Below are 25559 nucleotides of genomic sequence, written 5' to 3'. Positions count from 1 at the left end.
GGCGGCTGGCGGCTTCCTCAATGCCTGCCGGTCACGCTGGGCCGCCGGGCGGCACCAGGAGCGCCCGGAGACGCTGCCGGTGGGCTCGGAGCGGAGGTCAGCCACCGCAGTCCCGCCGGCTGGACGTAGATCGAACGGCGGGCCACGGCATCGCCCTTGGCGTCGACCTCGTAGCCGTCCAACCACAGCCACCCGTGGTAGGTGTGCCAGTCGTCGTGGACGCGGATGACGCGGAAGACGATGGGCCGGACGAACTGGACACTGGCGGCCCGGGTGACATGCAGGAGATCCCCGCACCGCGGCTTCCTGGGCCCGGCCTCAGGCATCGCCGTTCCGCTGCTCGCCCTGCGCCGGCAGGACCATGTCGAGCCACCCCAGGTGCCGCAGCTCCATGCCCGGGTCGGGCGACAGGCCACGTCGCTTCCGCTCATCAACCCCCAGGCGGTACCAGTCACCCAGGTACGCAACGAGCAGTTCCCCCCGGCCGGCGAACTCGACGAGACTCGCCAACTGACGCTCGAAGCACGGCCACGGCCTACCGCAGGTGAGACACGGGCCGCCGGCATGCCTCGGCGGGTGGCGGCCCGTCACAGCTCCCGAGCCCCCGGCTCCAGCCGGGCCGGCGGATCGTCGATGATCGCCTGCACCCGGACCATGACGACGCGCTCCCGCCACGGCGTGCCGTCGGGGCGCAGCTCCAACCCCTCCAGCCGCACCCACCGAGATGCCAGGAAGTTCGCGTACCGGGGGACGTACGTGACCTTCAGCCACAGCACCGTCTGCCCGATGCAGTAGTCGCATGGCTGAAGGATCAGCACGTCGCCCGTGACCACCAGCGGGTTCACTCCCAACCCCCGCCGATCCTCGGAAAGATCGGGGGCGGCACCAGCGGCCCGATAGGGCCGGGGATGTACGGCGCGGGCTCGGATGGCTGACCCGGCTTCGGCCTCGTGTCCGGCTTCGGCTTCGGCCTCGGTTGGCGGGACTGGTGCCAACCTCCATGGTGTCCGCTCATTCTCTCCCCCTCCTCGCCGCACAAGGTGGGGGTCGCCGGCTCTTGGAAGGACCGGGCGACCCCCCGGCGCAGAACCCGCCTCCGCCTTAGGGCCAGAAGCGGGTCCGCGTAGTGACAGTCTGGTGAGGACGCCGTTACTGTCGATACGCGCTCACCCGGTCCGCGCAGGTCAAAGGGCTGGTCGAGCGACCAAGCGAGACACACCCGACGAGGCTGAGCAAAAATTGGGGGACTGATGGGTACGGCCACAAACTATGTGCTCGGAGAGCTACGACTGTTCCGCGCGTCGCTCGGGGCCAGCCAGGAGGAATTCGGCCGGGCCATCGGCTACTCCGGCTCCCATGTCAGTTCCGTCGAGACGGGCGGTCGCCCGCCGACGAAGGAGTACATGAAGGCGATCGACAGCCATTACCACCTCGATGACCGGTTCGGCCGGATGCTCCGCGAGCTGGCCAAGCTGGACGCCGAGCCGGCCTGGCTGCGGGAGTGGATCGAGTTCGAGCGCGAGGCGACCACGCTGCGGTGGTTCGAGCTGTCGTACCTCCCCGGTTTGCTCCAGACCGAGCGGTACGCGCGGGCGACGCTGGCGGGCGGCCGGTTCACCGCCGACGAGGTCGAGCGGATCGTGGCATCCAGGCTGGAGCGGCAGGAGGTCCTGGAGCGCGACCGCCCGCCGCAGCTCATCGCCGTCCTGGACGAGAGCGTGCTGCGCCGGCCGGTGCTCGATCAGCCGGGGCTCATGGCGGAGCAGCTCGACCACCTCGCCGGGCAGGCGCTGCGGGAACACGTCCAGGTGCACGTCGTGCCCGTGGACGCCGGGATGTACCTGGGGCTGGCCGGGCAGTTCATCATCGCCGAGTTGCCCGACGGCGCACGGGTGGCGTACGCGGACAACCAGCTCAGCGCGCAGATCGTCGATGCGCCCGCCGATGTTGCTAGGCTGGCGAAGACGTGGGAGATCGTGCGGAACGAGGCGCTCCCCCGCCGCCAGTCCATCGAGCTGATCAAGGAAGTGGCGAAGTCATGGAATCGATGACCCCACAGTGGCGGAAGTCGACCAGGTCCGGCGGCAACGGCGGGGCCTGCGTCGAGGTCGCGGACAACATGCCGGGCGTCGTGCTGGTACGCGACACCAAGGACCGAGACGGCGGCACCCTCCACCTCACCCCCGGAATCTGGCAGTCCTTCGTCGACCTGGCGAAGAAAATCGGCCCCGTGGGCTGATCCTCCAAACGCAGAGAAATCCCCCAGCGCGAAGCGAAGCTGGGGGACTTCTTCGTTCGAGGCCCCCGGCGCAACGAGTGGCTGCGCCGGGGTCGCCGGCCTTGAAGTACCTACGGGCCGATCACCTCGACCCAGGTCGCATGGTCACCGGTCGATTCCGAAGTAGCGGGCGACATGCACGATGATCTCTTGGGTGTACGGGGTGAGCCGGTACAGCTTCTTGGTGAGCACCTCGGTGGTGGCGGCGGTCAGATTGGCGAGGTTGGCGACGTTCGCCGGGCTGCTCTTGATGTCGGATTCGAGGGTCTGGATCAGGTCGTAGATGCTGCTGAAGCCTTCGCCCTGCAGGGCCTTGGCCAGGGATGGCGGGGCGCTGGGAGAGGCGGTGGCGGGGTCGAGCAGGCGGCTGACGAAGGTGACCCGGTGGAAGACCCGCCAGCAGGGTGGTTTCTGGTCGGCCTGATTGGCTTGGCGTAGGGCGGCTGCCTGGGGCGAGGTGGCGAGCCAGAGCGGGTCGACGATCTTGCCGTAGAAGTCTTCGAAGTTGTCCTTGGTGACGTCGAGGTAGAAGGTCATGAACCGGTAGGCGTCGACCCTGCCGGGGCTGGTGACGGGCTGGTTGGTGGTGGGGTCGTAAACGGGGGTCTCGCCGTTGGTGTAGCGCTGGAGGTCCCGGCCGCCGGTGCAGGCGACATCGAGCCCGAACGTCCTGCTGGAGGACTTGGACCTGGTGCGGGTGACGCTGGTGCCGCCGGCGATGCTGGCTTCGAAGCCCATCTTCGTGCCGCCGGCGGCTCCGGAGAGTTCGAACATGCCGCCGCCGCTGAGGGTGCCCTTGATCGAGTAGGAGCCGCCGGTGGTTTCGGTCACCGAATCGGTGGATTCGGTGGATTCGGCGAAGAAGCCGCCGCCGGCGGTCCAGACGTAGGTGTTGGCCAGGTTGCGGCGGGCCGACGACCTGTTGGCGACTTCCTTGGCCTTCTCTGCGGTCCGGTCCGGAGCGTGGGTCTCCGTGGACACCGAGTCGTAGTAGCTCTGCAACTGTTGGGCCTGGCGCTCGACGCGGCGTTTGAGGGCGTACGCCTCGCGGGGTTTGAAGTAGCTGTATTCGGCGCCGTCACCGGCGGTCGGGTAGTGGGCGGGGTCGGGGAAGGGGCCGGCCAGCCCGTAGCCGACCAGCCCGTCGAGGGTGCCCTGCTTCGTGTACAGGGGGTTGATCTGGAACTCGATGATGTTCCAGTCTCGGGGGATGTCGGGGTTGGGCATCATCCGGTAGGCGACCAGCGCCCCGGTGTGTTCGAGGCGCAGCGCGAAGACGTCTGCGGTCTCGGACTGGACCAGGGCGTAGCCGGTGTTGGCCGGTACCCATCGCTGGCCGGCGGCCGGGTTGAGCGGGCGGTTCGGGTCCTCCCACGCGCCGCTGAGCGCGACGGTGCTCGTGCGGGTGGTGTTGCTGCCTTCGGACACCTCGGCGTCGCTGGTCCAGCCGTTGGAGTAGTCGAGGCCGAACTCCAGGTTTCCCTCCATGGAGAGTTTGGCGAGCGGTTGAGCCGTGCCGACACCGAGGGGGGCGGTGATCGACAGGATGTCGGCCGAGACCTCCCAGGAGAACTTCAGCTTCGCCGAGACGTCCATGCTGGTCTCTTTGCTGGACGACAGCGTGTTGGTGACCTCCTCGGCCTGGACGAAGGAGACGGTGGCGGCGTCGATGTAGTCGTCGGTGCCCGGACGCTTGACGAGGTTCTCCGAGGGCACCGGCGGTGCCCCCTCGATGTAGCCGACGAGTTGCGGGTCGAACTGGGCCTGACCGACCCACTTGCTGACCAGGTTGCCGACCTTGTAACCGGTGATGAGGTACCAGCGTCCGGCCTGCTGGTAGGTGTAGGAGCGTTTCATCACGCCCTGCATGCCGCAGTGCGGGATCCGTTGGACGTCGGCGTATTCGGCGACGGCGGGAGAGTTGCCGATGAAATCGTGGAAGGCGGTCCGGATGCCGGTCAGCGCCGAGCGGACCTCCGCGGTGTCGGTGGAGACGGGTGCCGTGGAGAGCACGATGGTGGGCTCGCTGCCGGTGGCGGTGATCAGGTTGTTCCCGCGCGGTCCGGCGTCGAGGATCGGTGCGCCGGTGGCGGTGGAGGCGGCGTCGAACGGGTAGTAGCAGACGAGGTCCTCGGTCTCGCCGCGCAGTCGGGTGAAGGCGTTGTCGAGGATCTGTTCGCCGGTCCGTGGGGTCTGCCACACCCGGATCTCGTCGAGGGTGCCGGCGTAGGCGTCGCGCAGGATGTTGCCGGTGGTCGTGTAGCCGCCGATGGTGAACTGTTCGGGTCCGTAGCCGGCGGTGACGAGGGCGTCGGTGGCCGGGATCGGGTCGGCGGGGGTCGCGTCGCCGTTGCAGTAGAGCCGGAACCGGTTGCCGTTCGGGTCCGGTGTCTTGACCCAGGCGGCGCCGTGCAGCCTGCCGGGGTAGGCGCCGGTGACGTCGGCGGTGGTGTTCCCGGCGTCCTCCGGGAACGTCCACTGGGCGACCAATCCGGGCGTGCTCTCGCTGACCGCCACACCGATCTTCGCCGCCTCCCGGGCGATGTTCCACAGCCGTGCCTCGCTGAGCACGCCGCGCAGCCCGTACCCGGTCTGGCCGCTGCGGTAGCGGCCGATTTCGAGGAGCCCGTCGTTGCCCGTCGGCGTCGGGCCGGTGAGGGTGGTGCCGCCCGCGTGCACGCCGTTGACGTAGAACGCGATGTCCTGCGCGTTCGAGTTGCCCGGGGCGGTTTTGCGGACGACCGCGACCCGGGTGAACACGCCTGCCTGCAGCTTGGTCGTGGAGACGGCGGTGCCCGGCTGGGTGGCCGCGGTGTTCTCGTAGGTGAAGGCCAGCGCCCCGTCGGGCTGCACGTAGAAGGCGTACGGCACCGTGCCGCCGGCGCCGTCGGCGAGCCCGCCCTTGCAGACGAGTCCGTGGGTGTGGCCCAACGCGTCGAGCTGAAGGGACAACTCGATCGTCAGGTCGCCCGTGACGTCGAGGGCGTCGGCCCGGCCGGTGTCGAGCCACGCGGCGCCGTCGAAGCGCAGCGCCCAGTCCTGCTCGAAGACCGCCGCCAGGTGGCCCCACTGACCGGCCGGGTAGACGTCCCGGCTGCGCACGAGCTGATCGCCCACTCCGGCGAGGATCTTGTAGCCGGGGAACTGGGAGCCGACCACCCTGGGGTTTCCGGCGATGGTGGCGTCGTTACCCCGTCCGGTCAGGTCCGTGGTCCGGCGGCCGGTGAAGTTCCAGTAGCCGAGCAGGCCGGTCTCCCGCCCGGTCAGCCGACGGTCCTTGTCCGCCGTCAACTCCTCCGCGGTACGGACGCGACCCCAGATCCGCACCTCGTCGAACTGGGCGTACGCCCTGACGTCCCAGTACTGGGTGACGATCCGGCCGAGCATGAGTTTGCCGGTGCCGGTGAAGTGCCCGCTGGCGGTGCGGCGTCCGACTTCCACGCCGTCCCGGTAGATGATCTGGAGACGGTTGGTGCCCTCCCGGTCGTACACGCAGGCCCAGTGGTGCCAGTTCAGATCGCTGTAGGAGGAAGGGAGGTTCAGGCTGTCGGAGTAGAAATCCATCGCGAAGGTGTTGTTGGAGCGGAACCCGATGTGCAGGTACTGGTCCGTCGCGCCCGAGGAGCCGAGGCCGACGACGAAGTCGTCCCGGCCGGTTGTCAGGCGCTTGGCCCAGAACTCCACGGTGAAGGAGGTGCCGGTCAGGTCGATGCCGGTGCCGCAGTCCAGGTAGTCGCCGCTCCCGTTGAACTCCAGCGCCGAGGGGTAGGACGCGCCGGACACGCCGAGGGTGTACCGGGTGGTGGGGCTGCCGGGCAGGTTGGCGTGCACGATGCGGCTCTGCGTGCCGGCCGGGTTGGCCCAGGCTTCCAGGGTGAGATCGCCGGCCATCGCCGCCCGAGGCTGTTGGGCGGCCGGGAGAGCGAGCCGCTTGGTGCCGTCGAACGCGAACGCACGCCCGGGGGCGTGGCCCTGCCAGCGGTTGCCCCGCCCCGCTACGACATCGGCGGCCGTGCCGTTGGGCACCGCGCCGGTGGCCGCACCGGCGTCGACCGCGACGATCAGCGAGCCGCCGCCCAGCCGCGTCCCGGGGCGGCTGGACGTGGCCGAGGCGTAGTCGTAGACGACCGTCCGCACCTGTGCGCCCGCCGCCACCGGGCCCGGGCTCGTGGTCAAAGTGAAGGTGGAGACGGCGGGCACGGAGTCCCGCAGCTGGTAGACCGACCCGGCCACGCTGACCTTGGTGCCCGCCGCCAGTGCTGCGGCCAGCGGTGCGGTGAGGGTGACGGTGCTGGCCTGGACCGAGGCCACCGTCCCCAGCAGGTCCCCGGTCGGGGTGCCGTTGAGGACGGCCGCGAACTGATCAGCGCGCCGGGGCACCGCGTTGAACGTCTCGGTGTGGGTCGTGTTGTTCGCCGTACGGGTGACCACCACCGCGCAGTGATCGGCGTCCGAACCCGCCGACACGGTGAAACCCAGCTCGGGCAGAGCGACCCCGGTGTCCCGGCTGGTCAGCGCCAGCCGACCGGACGGGAGCGTGATCTGCTTGGCCGCCCGGGAAGCGGTGACGTCGTAGTAGACGGAGAAGAACTGCCCGTCTACACCGCGGAAGTACAGCACCACCTCGCCGGTCGCGCTGTCGAGCAGAACCGGGGCGTTCCGGCTCCACGCGAACGCCAGCACCGCGCCGAAGATGCTCAGCCCGGCGTTGTCGACGGCAACCGTCGGCATCGCCAACACCACGTCGTCGCCGCCCTGCAACCCTCCGCTCAGCGCGGCCAGCGCGGCCTGCCGGTCCGCCAGCAGCGTCTGGTCCCGGGCCAGTTGCGCCTTCGCGTCCTCCTGTGACCGGAGGGCGGCGTTGTGGACCGAGGATGCCGAATTCAGCGACGCCAGCAGGCTGTTCGCCCGACCCGAACGATCGTGGGGCCAGACGAACCCTCCCTCGTCGTAGCAGTAGCCGGAGTTCACGAAGGCCCAGTACCTGTCGTTCCAGTACCGGTACCCCGGGTACGCGTCCCGTACTGCCTGGTCTGCCTGGTCAAGGAGATGCTGGTCGAGAACCAGCTTCGCCTGCGTGGCCGTGACCGCGTCCTGGGCCGCGCTGAGCACGTCCATGTCCTTGGTCGGGTCGGGACGCCCGATGGTGGACAGCGTGACCGACCGGGGCACCTGCGCCAGCCGGCCGTCCGCGGCGAGGGCGAGGTCGAGGGTCGCGAGCAGCGGATTGCCGCCCGGGGCGGCGTCGTCGACCGTCGGGCACGCCAACAGGACCCGCGCCTGCCTCTTCGCCGGGCTGGGCTGCTCGGCGTAGCCGGCGGCGGTCTCTTCCTGCTGGAAGTACAGTGCTGCGGCCACCCCGGCGGTGAGCGACCGGCCCGCGAACCCGAACGTCTCCCGGGACAGCCCCGGGCTGTCGCCCACCGGCGCGCCCGAGGTCACCCACGCCGCGCTGCCCCTCACGGTGCCGTTGAACCCGTTGTCGGTGTGGTCGGCGACGCTGGTCCCACCGCCCTCGTCGAAGCGGTAGTAGGCGACGAGGCCGGGCTCGACGCCGGCGAGGCGGCGGCGGAAATTACGGGCCAGGTCGGCGGCCGTCCGCGCCTGGCTCCAGATACGCACCTCGTCGACATCACCACGGAAGAACTCGGCGGCGTTGGTCCCCGACCGCCGGGCACCGACATACGTCACCACCCCGGCGGTCGGGGAGGGAGTGAACGACATCGAGCCGTTGGCCACCTCGACGCCGTCGACGTACAACCGGCCCTTGGCCCCGGTGCCGCCGGTGAACACCGCCGCGACGTGAGCGAAGCGACTGGTCGACACCACCGCATCCGGCGAGGTGACCGTGTTGCCCGTACCGGGATGGGTCAACACCAGCGCCCTGGCGGAAGTCAGACGCAGCGTGAACGACCCCGCCTGCGTCCCGTCCCCGGCGGCCACGATGACCCCACCGGCGGCGGCCGGATTGACCCACGCCTCCACCGTGTACGCGCCCTGCAGCCGCGCACTCGCCGCGCTCCCCAGGTCGAGGTAGTCGTCCTGGCCGTCCAGCCGCAGCGCGGTCCCCGCCCGGTCGGTCGGCAGCGGAACCGGCACCAGCGGCTTCTTCGTGAACGGGTCCGCCCCGGGCTCACGCTCAAGCACCGAGGCCGCGTACCTCGGGTCCGGGCTGGTGTAGAACTGGGTTCCCGCCAGGTTGAACAGCCCGTCGTCGGCCCGCTCGACGTTGAACCCGTCGATGCGGCCGGTCACCGCGTTCACGGCGAACAGTTGCCACCGCGACACATCGTTGACCTGGGTCGGCAGCAGCATCACCGCGAACTCGCCATCGGCGACGTTACGGACGAACGACAACTGCCGGGTGGGCTCGTAGAACGGGTTGCCGTCCAGGTCCCTGGTCCCCAGGGTGTCGCCGCTGGATGCGGGCGAGGTCTTGGTCCGGCTGCGCCGGTAGCGCACCTCAAGCACCGGCTTGACCGTCGCGCCCACCTGCACGAAGCGGTCGCACAGGACCGTGCGGGACACCACCGGCACCCTGGCCCCGCCTGCCTGGGCGTAGTCCGTCCGGCTTCCATCCGCAGAAGCACCGCCGCCGGCCAGCCGGAACAGCGCGTCCGGGTGCGTCTCGTCGACCGACTGGCGGAATAGCATCAGGTACCGGCCGTCCGAGACGACCTGGAACGGCGCCTGGCCGCTCAGCCGGGCCGTCGTGGACAGGAACGCGTCCAGGTCCTCGGGCTGGAGCTGCGTCCCGGCGCCCACCTCGGCCCGCCCGCCCAGCCGCACCGCCGGCACCCCGACCGTCTCGCCGCCACCGAAGCCAACCTCGGTGATCTCGTTCGGGAATGTGAGCAGTGGCGGGTTGTCGTTCCAGTACGAACTGTCGATCTCGCCTCGCTCGCGGCTGCCCAGGTCCAGGTTCAACACGTTGTAGTAGATGCGCCGGGAGTCATCCATCGCGAACGCCACCGTCGTGCCCTGGTGACGCACCATCGTCGTATACACGTAATTCCTGTCGCTGTAAACCCTGACCAGATTCTTGTTCGGCATTCACTCCCCCAAGTCGATGAATCACACATTGGGCGCAAGAAACTGCGGAATCGGCCCGGACGCGCACCGGGCCGATCCCTTTCGGAGCATGGTCTACCTCGGATTCCATATCACCTATCCGGAACCCGTGAAGTTACGACGAATCGACGCCGGCATCGACGCCGGGGACCTGCGCGGTGACACGTCCCGCCCACCCGGAGAACACCCCGGCAGCTCAACCACCGGATTCCACCGAGACAACCCGGAGGTGCTTACCTCTGCACGTACGACCGCAGATGTCTCCCACTGAACCCGGAATGCACCGACGGACCCGGTGACATCCAGAGCAACGGCGCCACCAAGCGGGCCAGACGGCAACGATACGCAGGCGTTCCAGCCCCCATTCTTCGAGCGAACAGAGGGCGCTGTGAGGTTATTCAGGCGGCCGGCACGGTGCCGTCGGCACTGCCATGGCTGCGAATTGCGGCGCTGACCGGCACCACTGTCTTCAATGGCGTCGTTCGCCACCTTCCTCCGTAGTCGGCCCTGATTTCACCCCTTCCCCGCAGTGGCATTCCTGATTCTCGGATGCCGCGTTGTATACGTCAAGGGGTGGCTCGCATTCCCGACTCGGCGTCAGCCATAATGTCAGGAATAGAGCATGTCGGGAGATGTCCGGCCGATAGCGACTCCAACAAATCGGACGCAGCAGTGAAAACTCCGGCAAGGGCTTCAGCCTTTAGATTCGCTTAACGATCAAGCTGCTTCTCGTGCCGATCAAACGTGAGAACACGGCATTCCCGCCGCTGGGAATATCGGCAGTCGGGCGAAACGCTCGGACCTCCGTACCGCCGGACCAGCGCAACTGAAGTATCGCCTCGACCAAGAGCAGACCCCTTCCCGCGGGTGATCAAGAGGTTTTGGTCAGGCTCAGTGCCGATCCTGACGTAAACCTCTTGATCACCACGGGAAGGGGGCGTGGCGACATGAGCGGGGTGGGGGTCCTTCAGGGTCGCGGGTGCGGTCCCTGGTTTGCCCGGGGACCGTGGCCCGGGGCGGGGCTGTGGGCGGGGCGGTCGATGTCGTGGGGCGGTGCCTATGGAGCTGAGTCAGGGCGATTGCATAGTCGGCCAGCGGGCCGTTGACCAGGAGTTTCGAGACGAGTTCGGCCTCTGTGGAGGCGTAAGGAGCGGGTGAGGCCGCATCGGTGATCATGGAGTTGCGACGCTTCACGACTCCGAGGAAGACCCCACCCGCCGATGACATCATCTCTCATCCCTGCACTGGCCGTAGCAGCACCCACCTCCATCGCCGAGGCCGTGCCAGTCACCGACGGTGAACACCGCGGTCTGCTGCACGCGCTCGCCGCTGTTCCTGATCCACGCGACCCACGAGGCGTGCGTTACCCGCTGACCGCGCTGCTGGCGGTGGCGGTCTGCGCCGTCATGGCCGGGGCGTCGTCGTTCGCCGCGATCACGGATTGGCTGCACGACCTGGACGAACGCGCCCAGGAACGGCTCGGGTTCACCGCAGGAGTGCCGGTCGGCAGCACTGTCTGGCGGACCCTGACGCGCCTCGACGACACGCTGCTCGGCAACGTCCTGGCCGGCTGGCTGCGCACCCGCAATCCCGTCGAGGTGACCAGGCCGAGGCGGTACCGCACGGTGATCGCCATCGACGGCAAGACACTGCGCGGCGCCCGAACGGGCGACGGCCGCCAGGTGCATCTGCTGTCCGCGCTGGACACCACCACCGGGATCGTGCTCGCCCAGGTCACCGTGGACGCCAAGAGCAATGAGATCCCGGCGTTCGCCCCGCTGCTCGACGCCGTCGAGACGGTGCTCGGCACCCTGGCCGGGGTGCTGTTCATCGCCGACGCCCTGCACACCCAGACCGGGCACGCCGACGAGGTCACCGCCCGCCGAGCGCACCTGCTCGTACAGGTGAAGGCCAACCAGCCTACCCTGTTCAAGCAGCTCAAACGGCTGCCCTGGGCGCAGATCCCGGTCGGTGACCGGACCCGCGACCGCGGTCACGGCCGCCGCGAGACCCGCACCGTCAAAGCCGTCACCGTCGCCACGCCCGGCGGCATCGCCTTCCCGCACGCCCAGCAAGCCGTGCGGATCACCCGCACCCGCATCGTCGCTGGCAAGACCAGCCGCGAGACCGCCTACCTGACCGTGTCACTGCCCGCAGGCCAGGCACTGCCCCGTGACCTGCAGACCTGGATCCGCCGGCACTGGCACATCGAGAACCGCCTCCATCACGTACGCGACGTGACGTTCCATGAAGACCTCCACCAGGCCCGGACAGGCAACGGACCCGCCGTCATCGCAACGCTGCGTAACACCGCGATCGGCTGGCACCGCATCACCGGCGCGACCAACATCGCCCGCGCCACCCGCCAAGCCAACCGCCGATCACACGACCTGATCACCGCCGTGACCAGCAGTTACCCCAGAATGCAATGACCCTGGGAGCTGAGTCGTTTACGTCATCACCGCCGGTCGGGCCGCCGCCCTCGCGTCACTCACCGCCCCGTCGGGTCGTCGCTTGCGGTCGCCCCCGCGCCCTGCACGCCACCGCCCACGGCTTCGACCAGCACGGCGAGCGTGGCTGATGTCGTATCCGACTCAGCTCCATAGGCGCCGGAAGTCATGCCTGCCGTGGAGCGGCACCCACGTCAGGGCCCCCAGGCCTCCTGATCGAAGCGCTCCCGACCGACTTCGCAAACGCCCTGGGGGTTCCCTACCGTCTAAATGCCTTGCCCCCGAGAGATGGCGACACGCATCCTTGAGCCTGTGACCAGGCCCGATCCGGACGGGCCACCGGCCGGGCGCTCGGCAACGCCCGGTCCGCACGGCGGCGTGGGGCGTTCACCTCTCTCTCACGTACGGCGATCCGCCCCACGCCGCCACCCCGAACGCACCCGGCCACACCGGGCGCACCCGACGACCGCCGATGCTCACGCGAACAGCAGGCCGGCGACCCAGAGCACGCCGATCACCAGGCCGGCGAGGAACTCGACCAGCATCGACAGCCCGGCGGCCTTGAGCGCCTGCACCGTCGACGGCCAGGCGAGCTGGTTGCTGCCCAGCCGGAGCCGCTCGGCACCCCACACTCCGCCGACGAAGCCGACCACCAGGCCGACCACCGGGATCACGAAGAACCCGACCAGCCCCAGCACGCCGCCGGCCAGCAGGGACGACGTCGGAACCCCGGCGCTCTTCAGGTTGCGCCCCGGCCACAGGTACTTGACCACGGCACCACCGACGGCGACCACGGTGGCGGCGGCCAGCACCAGCCAGCGGCCCGCCCCGGCGTCGCCGAACAGCGCCCACACCAGCACGCCGCCCCAGCACAGCGGCAGTGCGGGCAGCCCCGGCACCACCACCCCGGCCAGCCCGGCCACGATGGCCAGCGCGGCCACCACCGAGACGACCGCCTGCGAGTCCGTGAGGCTCATGCCACTCCCTCTGGGGAATCGTCGCCGCGCAGCCGGGCGGTGATCACGTCGGCCGGGGCCGGGCCGCCGAACCAGCACCCCTGCCCGGTGTCGCAGTGCAACGCACGCAGCCGCTCGGCCTGCTCCTGGGTCTCCACCGCCTCGGCGGTGACCCACAATTCAAGGGCGTGCGCCAGCCGGACCAGCGCGTCCACGATCCGCTCGTCGCGGCGGTCGGCCGGGTCCAGTGGGTCGTCCACCCGGATCCCCTCCACGAACGGCCCGGCCAGCTTGAGGCAGTGGATCGGCAGCCGCCGCAGGTACGCCAGGTTCGAGTATCCGGTGCCGAAGTCGTCGATCGCCAGTCGTACGCCGAGGTCGGCGAGCTGGCGCAGCGACCGCAACGGCTCCCCCGTGGTGCCCATCACGGCGCTCTCGGTCAGCTCCAGCTGAAGCAGGCCGGCGGGCAGCCGGGTGCGGCTCAGCGTGCTCGCCACCGTGTCGACGATGCCCGGGGCATTGACCTGCCGCGCGGCCAGGTTGACGCTGACCACCAGGTTCGCCTCGGGGAACTCCCGGTGCCACGCCTCGGCGTCGCGGCATGCCTGCCGGAGCACCCACTCGCCGAGCCGGACGATCAGGCCGGTCTCCTCGGCCAGCCCGATGAACCGGTCCGGCCCGACCAGCCCCAACTCCGGGTGCTGCCAGCGGACCAGCGCCTCGACGGCCACCATCGAGGAGTCCCGCAGCGACACGATCGGCTGGTAGTGGACGACGAACTCGCCCCGGTCGAGCGCCGCGGGCAGGCCGGCGACGAGCGCGGAGCGGGCGATGTCCCGGGCGCTGCGTTCGGGGTCGTAGACCGCCCACCGGCCGCGCCCCTCCGCCTTCGCCCAGTACAGGGTGGTGTCGGCGGCCTTCATCAGCTCCGACGCGCTGGTCTCGGCGCAGGGGCACTCCACGATGCCGATGCTGGCCGACACCGCGAGCTGCTGGTCGCCGACGTGCACCGGGGCGGAGACCGCCGCGAGGGCCATCTCCGCGACGCCCACCGCGTCGTCGATGCCGTCGCCGCCGTCGACGAGGATGACGAACTCGTCGCCGCCCATCCGGGCGACCAGGTGGCCGTGGCCGGCGACGCACTCGGCCAGCCGGCGGGCGATCACGACCAGCAGCCGGTCGCCGAGGTCGTGGCCGAGGCTGTCGTTGACCGCCTTGAAGCCGTCCAGGTCGAGGAAGCAGACCCCGATCCGGTGGTCCGGGCCGGCGTCGCCGAGCATCTGGCCGAGGGTCTCGAAGAACAGCGTCCGGTTGGGCAGGCCGGTGAGCGGGTCGTGCAGCGCCTGGAAGCGGAGCCGCTGTTGCAGCTCGTACCGCTCGGTGATGTCCTCGATCATCGCCACGGTGAAGCGCGGCCGGCCGTCGTCGTACCGGATCAGCGAGACGGCCAGGTCCGTCCACACCACGCTGCCGTCCTTGCGGTGGTAGCGCTTCTCCACCCGGGCCGAGTCGTGCTTGCCCTCGATCAGCTCCTGGTACAGCTCCCACATCCCGGCGGCGTCCTCGGCGTGGGCCAGCGACGCCACGTTGATCTGCCGCAGCTCCTCGATCGAGTAGCCGAGCATGTCGGCGAAGGACTGGTTGACGTCGGTGATCTGCCCGTCTACGCCGGCGATGCCGATCCCGATCGCCGCCCCGGTGAAAACGGCCCGGAAGCGCGCCTCGCTGTCCCGCAGGGCCTGCTCGACGGAGTCCCGGGCCTGCCAGGCACTGCGGGCGATGCGTTCCTGCTGGGTGAAGGTGCGGGCGCGCAGCGCCCGGGCGAACCCGCCGGCGAGCGCGCCCTGCAGTGCGGCGACCCGGTCGGCCATGCCGGGCCGGGCCTCGTGGCCCGGCAGTACCTGGGCCGCGAACCGCTCCCCGAGCGCGGTGACCGACCAGTCCAGAAGCCCGGGCTCGGTCAGGTGCGTCTCGACCAGCGCCCGGCCGACGTCCTCGGCGGGCTGGGCGGAGAACGCCTCGGCGAGCAGTGCCTGGGCCAGCCGTACCGTGTGCACGAACAGGAGCCGCTCGGTCTCGTCGGCGCTCAGCGGCACGAACCCGACACGGCGGGCCTCCCGGGCCCACCCGGCGGCGTACGCCTGGGCGCCGGCCCGGCTGAGCTGCTCGCCGCCGGGCTCCGGCACGGCTGTCATGCCCGCCTAGCCGGCGGGCTGGTCGTACCGGGCGACACCGCCGAACGCGCCGAACCGCTCAGGGTGGTCGTCCACGTCGGACGGCGAGTCGGGTCGCCACAGCGGCATGTGCACCACGCCCGGCTCCAGGATCGTCCAGTCGCCGAAGAAGCCGGTGACCTCGGCCCGGGAGCGCAGGGTGATCTCGGTGTCGGTGCGCGCCGACAGCCGCTGCGCGTCCAGCATCTCCTGCGGCTGGTCCTCGAACGTGGAGTGGGAGACGACCAGGAAGCTGCCGGGGGCGGCGGCGGCCCGCAGGGTGGCCAGGACGTCGGCGGGACGGTCGGTGTCCGGGACGAAGTGCACCACCCCGGCGAGCAGGACGCCGACCCGGCGGCCGAAGTCGAGCAGACCCGTGGCCCGGCACTCGGCGAGGATGCGCTCCGGCTCCCGCAGGTCGGCATGGATCACGCCGGTCAGGTCGTTGCCGGCCAGCAGCTCCCGGCTGTGCGCCACGGCCACCGGGTCGATGTCGACGTAGACCACCCGGGCCTTCGGGTTCGCGCCCTGGGCCACCTCGTGGACATTGCCCACGGTGGGAATCCCCGAGCCGATGTCGAGGAACTGGTCGATGCCGGCGTCGAGCAGCACGCGGACCGCGCGGCGCAGGAACTCCCGGCCGGAGCGCATCGTGGCGGGCAGGTTCGGCGTCATGCCGGCGATCTGCTCGGCCAGCTTCCGGTCGATCTCGAAGTTGTGCGCGCCGCCGAGGAAGTAGTCGTAGACCCGGGCCGCGCTCGGCCGGCTCAGGTCGATCTCGGTGGGAAGTCCGTCCGGCATGTGTGTCGCTCCCGCCAATCGTCGCCGCGCCACGGGCCGCGCCGGCCGCCGGGTGCGCCCGGGCGCACCCCGACTGTGGCCGGCCGACCCGCAGGTCTGTGGTGTTCCACACTCTAGGCCGCAGGCTCCACGGTAGGCGAGATCCGATTCGGCCGCCGGGCACCGGGCAGCGCGCACCGGTCAGCCGGCTGACTCCAGCATCAGCGAAATGCCCTGCCCCACCCCGACGCACATGGTGGCAAGCGCCCGTCGGGCACCCCGGTGCCGCAGCTCCAGCGCGGCGGTGAGCGCCAGCCGGGCGCCGCTGGCCCCCAACGGGTGCCCCAGGGCGATCGCGCCGCCGTTGGGGTTGACGTGCTCGGCGTCCTCGGGCAGGCCCAGCTCGCGCAGCACCGCCACCGACTGGGCGGCGAACGCCTCGTTCAGCTCGATCACGTCGACCTGGTCGAGGCCGACGCCGAGTCGGTCGAGCAGCCGGCGGGTGGCCGGCACCGGCCCGATCCCCATGATCCGGGGCGGCACCCCGGCAGCGGCGGCACCGGTGACCCGGGCCAGTGGGGTCAACCCGTACCGGGCCACCGCCGCCTCGCTCGCCACCAGCAGGGCGACCGCGCCGTCGTTGATGCCGGAGGAGTTGCCGGCGGTCACCGTGCCGCCGGGCCGGAACGGGGTGGGCAGCGCGGCCAGCTTCTCCAGCGAGGTCTCCCGGGGGTGCTCGTCGACCTCGACCAGCTTCGTCTCGCGCCGCCCGGCCGGCACGGTCACCGGCACGATCTCCTCGGCGAACCGGCCGTCGGCCTGCGCCCTGGCGGCCCGCCGCTGCGACCGGTACGCGAACGCGTCCTGCGCGGCACGGTCGACGCCGTACTCGGCGGCCACGTTCTCGGCGGTCTCGGGCATCGAGTCGATGCCCCACTCCTTCTCCATCAGCGGGTTGACCAGCCGCCAGCCGATCGTGGTGTCGTACACCTCGGGGGCCCGGGCGAACGCCGAGGTGGCCTTCGGCATGACGAACGGCGCGCGGCTCATGCTCTCCACCCCGCCGGCCACGACCAGCTCCGCCTCCCCGGCGACGACCTGCCGGGCGGCGGTGGCCAGCGCGTCCAGGCCGGAGCCGCAGAGCCGGTTCACGGTGCTGCCGGGCACCTCGCCGGGCAGCCCGGCCAGCAGCGCGGCCATCCGGGCCACGTTGCGGTTGTCCTCGCCGGCCTGGTTGGCGCAGCCGAGCACCACGTCGTCGACCCGGGCCCAGTCGACCGACGGGTGCCGGGCGACCAACTCGCGGATCGCGTGCGCGGCCAGGTCGTCGGGGCGCACCCCGGACAGCGCGCCGGCGTACCGGCCGATCGGGGTGCGGACACCGGCCACGAGATATGCCACGGTCATCGACGTAAGTCCTTCGGGGTGGAAAGGCCGGCACGGAGCCGCCGGTCACGGCGACGCGGGCCAGGATATCCGCGCGGCGAGCGGATAGGTTGTCGGCATGGCCCGGGCCCAGTTCAGCGCAGAGACCTCCGGCAGCGGGGAGTTCGTCCGCCAACCCAACCGGTTCACCGGGCGGGTCACCCCCGACTCCGACTCCCCGCCCGGCGGCGGGCCGGACGCCCACGGCCGGTGGCCCCTCGAAGCCGGCCGGTACCGCCTCGTCTGGTGCCGGGCCTGCCCATGGGCGCACCGGGCCCGGATCGTGCTCGGCCTGCTCGGCCTGGACGACGCGATCTCGCTCGCCACGGTCGACCCGATCCGCGACGAGCGTGGCTGGCGGTTCACCCTCGACCCCGGCGGGCGGGACCCGGCGCTCGGCATCTCGTACCTGTCGGAGGCGTACCTGGCGACCGACCCGGGGTACACCGGCCGGGTGACCGTGCCGGCCCTGGTCGACACGCTCACCGGGCGGGTGGTCAGCAACGACTACCCGCAGCTCACCCTGGACCTGTCCACGCAGTGGCGGAGCCTGCACCGACCCGGCGCCCCGGACCTCTACCCCGTCGGGCTGCGCGACGAGCTGGACGCGCTGATGGCCGAGATCCACCGCGACGTCAACAACGGCGTCTACCGGTGCGGCTTCGCCACCTCCCAGGCCGCGTACGACGAGGCGTTCACCGCGCTGTTCGCCCGGCTCGACGCGCTGTCGGACCGGCTGGCGGACCGGCGCTACCTGATGGGCGACGCGATCACCGAGGCCGACGTGCGGCTGTTCACCACGCTGGTCCGGTTCGACGCCGCGTACCACGGGCACTTCAAGTGCAACCGGCACAAGCTGACCGAACTGCCGGTGCTGTGGGCGTACGTCCGGGATCTGTTCCAGACCCCCGGGTTCGGCGACACGGTTGACTTCGACCACATCAAACGGCACTACTACGGCACCCACCCGGCGATCAACCCGACCGGGATCGTGCCGCTGGGTCCGGACACCTCCGGCTGGGCCGCGCCGCACGGGCGTGGCTGACCGGCGCCGACCGGCACCGACCGGGCCGCCGGGCTCCGGGCGTCGACCCGGCCGCCCCGCGCTCCGGGTCGCCGCCGCGTCGGCCGCCGCCGGCTGCGTCCTGGTGGGCGCGGTCGCGGTGACCGTCGCCGTGGTCGCCGGTCCGGGCCCGGGCCTGACCGGGTACGTCAGCGAGGCCGGCGTCGCCGACAGCGGGTACGCCGCGACGTACCGGATCGGGGTGTTCGCCCTGGCCGGTGGGCTGCTGCTGCTCGCCGCGGCGCTGCCGTCGGCGGTGCGGGTCGCGGCCGGTCTGCTCGCCGCCGGCGGCGTGTGCGCGGCACTCTCCGGCATGGTGACGTGCAGCGCCGGCTGCCCGCTGCCGCCGTTCGAGCGGGCCACGGTGGCCGACCTGGTGCACGGCGGGGCGAGCATCGCGGCGACGGCGTCCGTGGTGTTCGCGATGCTGGCGGTGCTGTTCACCCCGGCCGCGGCGCCCCGGCTACGGCGGCTCGCCGCCTGCGGCGCGGCGGTGTCGCTGCCGCTGGCCGGGGCGGTGGGGCTGGCGATGCTCGTCGTCGGCCGGGGCACCCTGGTCGGCGTGCTGGAGCGGGTGCTGCTCGCGGTCTGCGCCGTCTGGGGCCTGGCCACCGCCACCGCCCTCGCCCGGCGCCGCCGCTAAGGGCCGCCGGGCCGGGCCACCGCCCTCTCCCGGCTGGCCGCCGAGGTCCTCCGGGCCTGGCGCCACCGCCACCGCCCAGCGCGGTCGCTGAGGGCCGCCGGTCGGCGCCGGCCCTCCCTGTAAGGAGCCTCACCACCGACGCTCCTTCCACCTGCGGCGGGGGCGGCGTACCGTCGGCAGGCGATGACCAACGTCTGGCACCTCACCGTGCGCCTGTACGTCGACCTCCGACGGCAGGCCAGCGGCATCTGTCCGGCGCGGCCCGTCTCCTGACGCCCGCCCGACCGACCGCCCCCAGACCCTTGGACGCATCCTCATGGCTTCCGCCCTGCGCAAGTTCCCCTTCTCCGTGCAGATCCTGCTCGGCCTCGTCCTCGGCGTCGCGCTGGGCTTCCTCGCCCGCGCCAACGACCTGAGCTGGCTGGCCAGCACCCTCGACACCGTCGGCGGGCTCTTCGTCCAACTACTCAAGCTGGCCGTGCCGCCGCTGGTCTTCACCGCCATCGTGGTCAGCGTGGTCAGCCTGCGCGGCGTGGCCAACGCCGCCCGGCTGGCGCTGAAGACGCTGCTCTGGTTCGGCGTCACCGCCCTGATCGCGGTCGGCATCGGCATCGGCATCGGCCTGCTCACCGACCCCGGTCGGGGCGTCACCCTGGACGTCGGCGGGGCCGCCCCGCCGAAGGCCACCGGCTCGTGGACGGACTTCCTCACCGGCATCGTGCCGACCAACCCGATCGGCGCGTTCGTCGAGGGCAACGTGCTCCAGATCGTCTTCCTGGCCCTGGTGGTGGGTGCCGCCGCCCTGCTGGTCGGCGACGCCGCCGAGCCGTTCGTGGCGCTCAACCGGTCGCTGCTGGCCATCGTGCAGAAGGCGCTGTGGTGGGTGATCCGGCTCGCCCCGATCGGCACCCTCGGCCTGATCGGCCACGCCGTCGCCTCGTACGGCTGGGACCTGCTGGCCCCGCTCGCGAAGTTCACCACCGCCGTGTACGTCGGCTGCGCGATCGTGCTGTTCGTGGTCTACCCGCTGCTGCTGGCCGTCGCCGGCCGGCTCAACCCGCTGCGCTTCTTCGCCGGTGCCTGGCCGGCCATCGAGCTGGCCTTCGTCTCCCGCTCCTCGGTCGGCACGATGCCGGTGACCCAGCGTTCCGTCGAGCGCCTCGGCGTCCCCCGCGAGTACGCCTCGTTCGCGGTGCCGTTCGGGGCCACCACGAAGATGGACGGCTGCGCGGCGATCTACCCGGCCCTCGCGGCGATCTTCGTCGCGCAGGTCTTCGGGGTGGACCTCGGCGTCGGCGACTACCTGCTGATCGCGTTCGTCTCCGTGGTCGGCTCGGCGGCCACCGCCGGCCTGACCGGCGCGATCGTGATGCTCACGCTGACCCTGAGCACGCTGGGCCTGCCGCTGGCCGGCGCCGGCCTGCTGCTGGCCATCGACCCGATCCTGGACATGATCCGCACCGCCACCAACGTGGCCGGTCAGGCCGTCGTCCCGACCATCGTCGCCGCCCGCGAGGGCACCCTCGACCGGGCCGCGTACGACTCGGCCGGCCGACGCGACCTGATCGAGCCGGACGCCCCAACCCACACCAACACCCCAACCCCCATCCCCGCCTAACCCCGCCCTGCCCCCGCCGGCCCCGCCCTGCCCCCGGCCTGCCCCCTGCCTGCCCCCCCGGTCCGACCCCCGTGTTGATCAAGAGGTTTGCGTCACTGCGGAGATCGTTCCTGACGTAAACCTCTTGATCACGCGTCCCTGAAAAGCCTGCGCCTGCGTTTGGGCGGAGAGGATTTCTTCATGAGCATCCTGTTTACCCCGTTGGAGCTGCGGGGCGTCACCCTGTCCAACCGGGTTGCCCTGGCTCCGATGTGCCAGTACAGCGCCGGCCCTGACGGCCTGCCGACCGACTGGCACCGGGTGCACCTTGGGGCCCGCGCGGTCGGCGGCGCTGGCCTGGTGATGACCGAGGCGACCGCAGTGGTGCCCGAGGGCCGGATCAGCCCCCAGGACACCGGGCTCTGGTCCGGGGCGCACGTCGACGCCTGGCGGCCGGTCACGGAGTTCATCGCCGCGCAGGGCGCGGTGCCGGCCGTCCAACTCGCGCACGCCGGGTTCAAGGCGTCGACGTACCGGCCGTGGGCGGAGCATCGCGGCGGGGTGCCGGACGCCGACGGCGGCTGGGCACCCGTCGGCCCCGGCGCGGAGCCGTTCGTGCCCGGGTACCGGGTGCCGACCGCGCTCGACGAGGCGGGCATCGCGGGCGTGGTCGAGGCGTTCGCCACGGCCGCCGGGCGGGCGGTGGACGCCGGGTTCGCCGCCGTGGAGATCCACGCCGCGCACGGCTACCTGCTGCACGAGTTCCTGTCCCCGCTGACCAACCACCGCGCCGATGCCTGGGGCGGGGACCGGGCAGGCCGGATGCGGCTGCCCCTAGCGGTGGCCCGCGCGGTCCGCGCGGCGGTCGGTGAGGAGGTGGCGGTGCTCACCCGGATCTCCGCCACCGACTGGACCGAGGGCGGCTGGACCGTCGAGGACAGCGTGGTGCTCGCCGGTGAGCTCGCGGCGGCCGGCGTCGACCTGGTGGACGCCTCCTCCGGCGGTGCCGCCGCCCGGGCCGCCATCCCGGTCGGCCCCGGCTACCAGGTGCCACTGGCCGCGCGGATCCGCCGCGAGGCCGGGATCCCGACCGGCGCGGTCGGCCTGATCGTCGAGCCCGAGCAGGCCGAGCAGATCGTGGCCGGCGGGGAGGCCGACCTGGTCCTGCTCGGCCGGGAGCTGCTGCGCGACCCGTACTGGCCCCGACGGGCAGCAGCCAAGCTCGCCGCCGTACCGTCCTGGCCGGCCCAGTACTCCCGAGCCGTCTGACATCGGGAACCTTGGACAGTTGCCGTCCGCACGCAACGGCAACCGTCCAAGATCCAGCGGGGGCGTGGGGCGCGGGGGACGCGCGGAGGCCCAGGGCACGCGGGCGCGCGGGGACGGGCCGGTCAGCCCGCCAGGTGACCCCAGTCGTCCTCCAGGTCCCGCCACGGGCCCCGGGCCGCCACCGTCCCGCCGACCAGCACCACCACCTGGTCGGCCCGGACCAGCGCCGCCCGCTTCGACGTCGAGCCGACCACCGTCACCCCGTGCTCCCGCAGCGCCGCCCACAGCTCCAGCTCCGTCGTGACGTCCAGCGCCGACGACACGTCGTCGGCGACCAGCAGCTCGGTACGCGGAGCCAGCGCCCGGGCCAGCGCCAGCCGCTGGAGCTGGCCGCCGGAGAGCCGGGTCCCCTTGTGCCCGATGAGCAGCCCGAGCCCGCCCCCGGCTGCGGCCAGGTCGTGGTCGAGCTGGGCGGTCGACACCGCGCCGGCCGCGTCCACGTCGTGGCCGAGCGCGACGTTGTCGCGGACCGTGCCGGAGAGCACCCGGGGGAGCTGGCCGACGTAGCCGACCTGCTGGGGGCGCAGGAACAGCTCCGGTGAGGTGACCGGCTCGGAGTTCCAGCGCAGCGTGCCGGTGTGGTGCACGATCCCGGCCAGGGCACGCAGCAGCGAGGACTTGCCGGAGCCGACCGGCCCGACGACGAGCACGAGCTGGCCGCGTTCGACGGTCAGGTCGACGTCGCGGACGGCGAGCGTCCCGTCGGTGTGCAGCGCGCCGAAGCCGACCAGGTCCAGCCGGCGCAGCGGGTGCCGGGGCGGAGGCTCGGGCGCGGACGCGGTCCCGGCGGCCAGGTCCACCCCGTCCACCGGCGCCGAGTACGTCCCCACCCCGGCCATCGCCACCGTCCGGCGCGTCCACACCCGGGCCGACGGGAGCTGGGAGACCAGGGACGCCGTGGTCCACGCGAACCAGCGGGCCGCGCCGAGGGTGGACACCGCGACCAGGGTGGCCCCGGCGGACAGCTCGCCACCGAGGTAGAGCGCCCAGGCACCGATCGGCAGCAGGCCGCTGACCAGGGCCGGCGTGGAACGAGACCAGACCTGCACGGAGATCTCCCGGCGCTGCCGCTCGCTGCGGGTCGCATCGAGGTCGGCGAGGTGGCCCAGCACCGGTCGGGTGGCGCCGGCGAGCTTCACCGTGCGGGCGGCCGACAGGGACGACACCAGCGAGGTGGCGAACGCCGCCCGGGCTGCGACGGTGGCCTGGGCGGACCGTTCCAGGCGCGGCCCGAACAGCGTCGCCGCCAGCCCGGAGACGACCATCGTCCCGGCGAAGAACGCGGCCGGCACCAGGCTGCCGGAGACCAGCGTCATGGAGACCACGATGAGCAGGGCGATGGCCTGGTCGAGCAGGTTGTCGGCGAGGATCACCACCCGTTCGGTGTCGCCGCCCTGGGCGACCACCTCGGCCGGGGTGTGCCCGCTGATCCGGCGCGGGCCGGTCTGCCCGTGCACCAGCCGCAGGCTGATCCGCAGCATCTGGCGGACCCACCAGTTGGGGAACCAGAAGCTGGTGAGGTAGGGCACCGGCGTGGTCACCAGCAGCGCGGTCACGATCCCGACCGCCGGCCACCACGGCCCGCCGGAGCCGTCCACCAGGTCGGCCCAGAGCCAGGGCAGCACCGAGCCGTCCAGGCCGAGCAGCCCTCCGAACCCGAACAGCGCGATCGCGGTCAGGCCGTACCGGGGATCGTTGGTGGTCAGGCGCAGGATCTCCCGCATCGTCCGGACGGGCGGCGTCGGCGGAAGCGGAGGCGGCTCGACCTTCGTCCGGGCCACGCCGACCGAGGCGCTCGCCCCGCCGGGACCGGCATCCGACGCGCTCGCCCCGGCAGGACCGGCACCCGACGCGCTCACCCCGGCAGGACCGGCAACCGGGGCCGGGGCCAGCGGCGGATCGGTAAACAGCGCCGTGCCGCCGCTCCGCCCGGCCACCCCCGCCTCGGCGTACGCGGCGGCGTGGCTGACGGCCAGCAACTCGGCGAACCGCTCCGAGGAGCGCAGCGGGCCGGCCTCGACCACCGCCCCGTCGGCCAGCACCACCACCTCGTCGCAGCCGCGGACCGAGGAGAGCCGGTGGGCGATGACGATGCCGATCCGGTCGGTGAGCAGCCGCTCGGTGGCCCGCTGCACCAGCGTCTCGGTGACCGGGTCCAGCCGGGCGGTGGCCTCGTCGAGGATCACCACGTGCGGGTCGCGGACCAGGATCCGGGCGAACGCGACGAGCTGCTCCTGCCCAGCGGACAGCACGTGCCCACCCTCACCGAGCCGGGTGTCCAGGCCGTCGGGCAGCTCGGCGATCCAACCGGCCAGACCCAGCTCGTGCAGCGCCCGGGCGGCGTTGTCGAGCAGGTCCGGGTCGAACAGGGCGACGTTCTCGGCGAGCGTGCCGGCCAGGATCTCGGTGCGCTGCGGCACCACGGCCACCCACCGGCGCAGCCGCTCGACGTCCAGGTCGAGCAGGTCCGCCCCGCCGAGCAGGACGGTGCCGCGCGGCAGGTCCACCGCCCGGGTGAGCACCTTGGCCAGGGTGGACTTGCCGGACCCGGTCCGCCCGACCAGGGCGTACGACCGGCCCCGGACGAAGGTCAGCGAGACGTCGCGCAACGCCGGCGCGCGGTCGCCCTCCGCCCCACCCTCCGGGTAGCGGAAGGTGAGGTTCCGGACGACCAGGTCGCCCTCGACGGGCTCCCGGCCGCCGGTCGGTTCCTGCCGGGCGTCCTGGAGAAGCTGCACCCGCCCCCAGGCGCCGAGCGCGTACTGCAGCTCGGGCACCATCCGGCTGATGTGCTCGACGGTCGCGCCGAAGGCGAGCACCAGCAGCCAGACGGCGGTCAGCCGGGCCGCGTCGATCCGGCCGGAGGCCAGCGCCCAGGCCCCGCCGAGGACCACCCCGACGATGCCGACCCGGATGATCCCGGCGCCGACCGCGGTGACCTCCGCCGACATTCGCCACACCAACCGCCCCCGGGCCAGCACCTCGGCCGCCCGCCGGGCGTAGAGCCGCAGCACGTACGGCCGGGCCAGGCTGGTGCGCACGTCGTCCTGGCCGTGGACGGCCTCCTCCATCACGGCGGCGAGGTCCGTCCAGGCCTCCTCCTCGGCCATCCGGGCCGGGGCGATCCGCCGGGTCGGTCGGCGCAGCACGACCACGAGCAACGCCGTCAGCGCGAGCATGCTCACCCCGGCCGGCCACCAGACCACCAGGGCGACGACCGTGGAGAGCAGGCCCGTGGCGGACATCTGGGCGATCCGTACGCCGTGCCCGCGCACCTCGGAGGCCACCTGGTAGACGTCCCCGTCGATCCGGTCCAGCAGCTCGCCGACCGGGGTCCCCTCCAGGGTGGGCAGGTCCTGCCCGAACGCCACCCGGCACAGCCGCCGCCGGACGTCGGCGGACCAGTCCGCGGTCAGCCCGGCCATCAGCAGCCCGATGGCGAGGTCGGTGACGACCGCGGCGCAGAGCGCCACCGCGAGGACGGCGAACAGCGCCCCCGAGCGGTGCACCAGCACCGGGCCGGCGAGCGCCGCCGCGGCGGCCTGGCCGGCGGCGCCGAGGACGATCAGCACGGCGACGACCGTCATCCGGCGGGCCGAGGTGGCCCACAGGTCACGGAAAAGGCGCATGTCGGTCCCTCCGGACTCCGGGGCGGCGGTGCCTCCACCCTGCGTGATCCGGCCGGGCGGTTCAACGCATTTACCCCATCGGGGTACGCCGCCGAGGCCATGCCCGGGGCGCCGAAGGACCGCCG

At 72.0% G+C, this 25559-nt stretch carries 16 protein-coding genes; 7 read left to right on the top strand and 9 right to left on the bottom strand.

Translation table 11 applies throughout. The features are described from left to right. Positions 1-17: 17 nt before the first annotated feature. From OG617_RS21710 to OG617_RS21700, 3 genes are all read right to left on the bottom strand, one after another. A complete protein-coding gene (locus tag OG617_RS21710) occupies positions 18-326 on the bottom strand; it encodes a hypothetical protein (protein ID WP_405094859.1) in 309 nt (102 codons plus the stop codon). Continuing rightward, positions 319-510 (bottom strand): hypothetical protein, encoded by a 192-nt coding sequence (locus OG617_RS21705; protein ID WP_405094858.1) that lies wholly within the window; start codon positions 508-510, stop codon positions 319-321. The genes OG617_RS21710 and OG617_RS21705 overlap by 8 nt, the downstream gene beginning before the upstream one ends. 77 nt (positions 511-587) lie before the next feature. Next, a complete protein-coding gene (locus tag OG617_RS21700; protein WP_405094857.1) occupies positions 588-851 on the bottom strand; it encodes a hypothetical protein in 264 nt (87 codons plus the stop codon). 399 nt (positions 852-1250) lie between these two features. Here OG617_RS21700 and OG617_RS21695 point away from each other — a divergent pair, with 399 nt between their 5' ends. Together OG617_RS21695 and OG617_RS21690 are read left to right on the top strand one after the other, a co-directional pair. Continuing rightward, on the top strand, positions 1251-2051 hold the full coding sequence (locus OG617_RS21695; protein ID WP_405094856.1) for a helix-turn-helix transcriptional regulator: 801 nt from the start codon (positions 1251-1253) through the stop codon (positions 2049-2051). Next, positions 2048-2239 (top strand): DUF397 domain-containing protein, encoded by a 192-nt coding sequence (locus tag OG617_RS21690; protein WP_405103871.1) that lies wholly within the window; start codon positions 2048-2050, stop codon positions 2237-2239. Before OG617_RS21695 ends, OG617_RS21690 begins: the two co-directional genes overlap by 4 nt. A gap of 144 nt (positions 2240-2383) precedes the next feature. Here the strand turns inward: OG617_RS21690 and OG617_RS21685 are convergent, their stop codons facing one another. Further along, positions 2384-9286 (bottom strand): LamG-like jellyroll fold domain-containing protein, encoded by a 6903-nt coding sequence (locus tag OG617_RS21685; RefSeq protein ID WP_405094855.1) that lies wholly within the window; start codon positions 9284-9286, stop codon positions 2384-2386. Positions 9287-10629: 1343 nt separating this feature from the next. On the opposite strand from OG617_RS21685, the gene OG617_RS21680 reads away from it, so the two are divergent. Continuing rightward, on the top strand, positions 10630-11781 hold the full coding sequence (locus OG617_RS21680; RefSeq protein WP_405094854.1) for an ISAs1 family transposase: 1152 nt from the start codon (positions 10630-10632) through the stop codon (positions 11779-11781). 494 nt (positions 11782-12275) lie between these two features. On the opposite strand, the gene OG617_RS21675 is transcribed toward OG617_RS21680, so the two are convergent. The 4 genes from OG617_RS21675 to pcaF form a co-directional block, all read right to left on the bottom strand. Continuing rightward, positions 12276-12776 carry a DUF456 domain-containing protein gene (locus OG617_RS21675; RefSeq protein WP_405094853.1) on the bottom strand — a complete coding sequence of 167 codons (501 nt, stop codon included), beginning with the start codon at positions 12774-12776 and terminating at the stop codon, positions 12276-12278. Next, a complete protein-coding gene (locus OG617_RS21670; protein WP_405094852.1) occupies positions 12773-14950 on the bottom strand; it encodes a putative bifunctional diguanylate cyclase/phosphodiesterase in 2178 nt (725 codons plus the stop codon). Before OG617_RS21670 ends, OG617_RS21675 begins: the two co-directional genes overlap by 4 nt. 6 nt (positions 14951-14956) lie before the next feature. Next, entirely contained in the window at positions 14957-15769 is an 813-nt protein-coding gene (locus OG617_RS21665) for an SAM-dependent methyltransferase (protein WP_405094851.1), read from the bottom strand. A 180-nt stretch (positions 15770-15949) separates the two neighbouring features. Beyond that, the gene (gene pcaF / locus OG617_RS21660; RefSeq protein WP_405094850.1) at positions 15950-17155 is read right to left on the bottom strand and encodes a 3-oxoadipyl-CoA thiolase; all 1206 of its coding nucleotides are present in this window, start codon (positions 17153-17155) and stop codon (positions 15950-15952) included. A 97-nt stretch (positions 17156-17252) separates the two neighbouring features. Here pcaF and OG617_RS21655 point away from each other — a divergent pair, with 97 nt between their 5' ends. From OG617_RS21655 to OG617_RS21640, 4 genes are all read left to right on the top strand, one after another. Then, the gene (locus tag OG617_RS21655; protein ID WP_405094849.1) at positions 17253-18218 is read left to right on the top strand and encodes a glutathione S-transferase family protein; all 966 of its coding nucleotides are present in this window, start codon (positions 17253-17255) and stop codon (positions 18216-18218) included. Beyond that, positions 18211-18879 carry a DUF998 domain-containing protein gene (locus tag OG617_RS21650; protein WP_405094848.1) on the top strand — a complete coding sequence of 223 codons (669 nt, stop codon included), beginning with the start codon at positions 18211-18213 and terminating at the stop codon, positions 18877-18879. The genes OG617_RS21655 and OG617_RS21650 overlap by 8 nt, the downstream gene beginning before the upstream one ends. Before the next feature lie 328 nt (positions 18880-19207). Then, positions 19208-20497 (top strand): dicarboxylate/amino acid:cation symporter, encoded by a 1290-nt coding sequence (locus tag OG617_RS21645; RefSeq protein WP_405103869.1) that lies wholly within the window; start codon positions 19208-19210, stop codon positions 20495-20497. Positions 20498-20677: 180 nt separating this feature from the next. Beyond that, on the top strand, positions 20678-21745 hold the full coding sequence (locus OG617_RS21640) for an NADH:flavin oxidoreductase/NADH oxidase (protein WP_405094847.1): 1068 nt from the start codon (positions 20678-20680) through the stop codon (positions 21743-21745). 122 nt (positions 21746-21867) lie between these two features. On the opposite strand, the gene OG617_RS21635 is transcribed toward OG617_RS21640, so the two are convergent. Beyond that, positions 21868-25434, bottom strand: a complete 3567-nt coding sequence (locus tag OG617_RS21635) for an ATP-binding cassette domain-containing protein (RefSeq protein ID WP_405094846.1) — start codon at positions 25432-25434, stop codon at positions 21868-21870. Positions 25435-25559 lie beyond the last annotated feature (125 nt).

Source organism: Micromonospora sp. NBC_01412 (assembly GCF_045040215.1).
Lineage (GTDB): Bacteria > Actinomycetota > Actinomycetes > Mycobacteriales > Micromonosporaceae > Micromonospora > Micromonospora rubida.
The sequence above is the reverse complement of the archived record's forward strand: the minus strand, read 5'-3'. Positions and strand labels throughout refer to the sequence as shown.

Excerpts from the sequence above, each read along its gene's own strand:
- OG617_RS21710 (WP_405094859.1), bottom strand. The coding sequence starts at position 326 with ATGCCTGAGGCCGGGCCCAGGAAGCCGCGGTGCGGGGATCTCCTGCAT.
- OG617_RS21695 (WP_405094856.1), top strand. The coding sequence starts at position 1,251 with ATGGGTACGGCCACAAACTATGTGCTCGGAGAGCTACGACTGTTCCGC.
- OG617_RS21690 (WP_405103871.1), top strand. The coding sequence starts at position 2,048 with ATGACCCCACAGTGGCGGAAGTCGACCAGGTCCGGCGGCAACGGCGGG.
- OG617_RS21675 (WP_405094853.1), bottom strand. The coding sequence starts at position 12,776 with ATGAGCCTCACGGACTCGCAGGCGGTCGTCTCGGTGGTGGCCGCGCTG.
- OG617_RS21670 (WP_405094852.1), bottom strand. The coding sequence starts at position 14,950 with ATGACAGCCGTGCCGGAGCCCGGCGGCGAGCAGCTCAGCCGGGCCGGC.
- OG617_RS21665 (WP_405094851.1), bottom strand. The coding sequence starts at position 15,769 with ATGCCGGACGGACTTCCCACCGAGATCGACCTGAGCCGGCCGAGCGCG.
- pcaF (WP_405094850.1), bottom strand. The coding sequence starts at position 17,155 with ATGACCGTGGCATATCTCGTGGCCGGTGTCCGCACCCCGATCGGCCGG.
- OG617_RS21655 (WP_405094849.1), top strand. The coding sequence starts at position 17,253 with ATGGCCCGGGCCCAGTTCAGCGCAGAGACCTCCGGCAGCGGGGAGTTC.
- OG617_RS21640 (WP_405094847.1), top strand. The coding sequence starts at position 20,678 with ATGAGCATCCTGTTTACCCCGTTGGAGCTGCGGGGCGTCACCCTGTCC.
- OG617_RS21635 (WP_405094846.1), bottom strand. The coding sequence starts at position 25,434 with ATGCGCCTTTTCCGTGACCTGTGGGCCACCTCGGCCCGCCGGATGACG.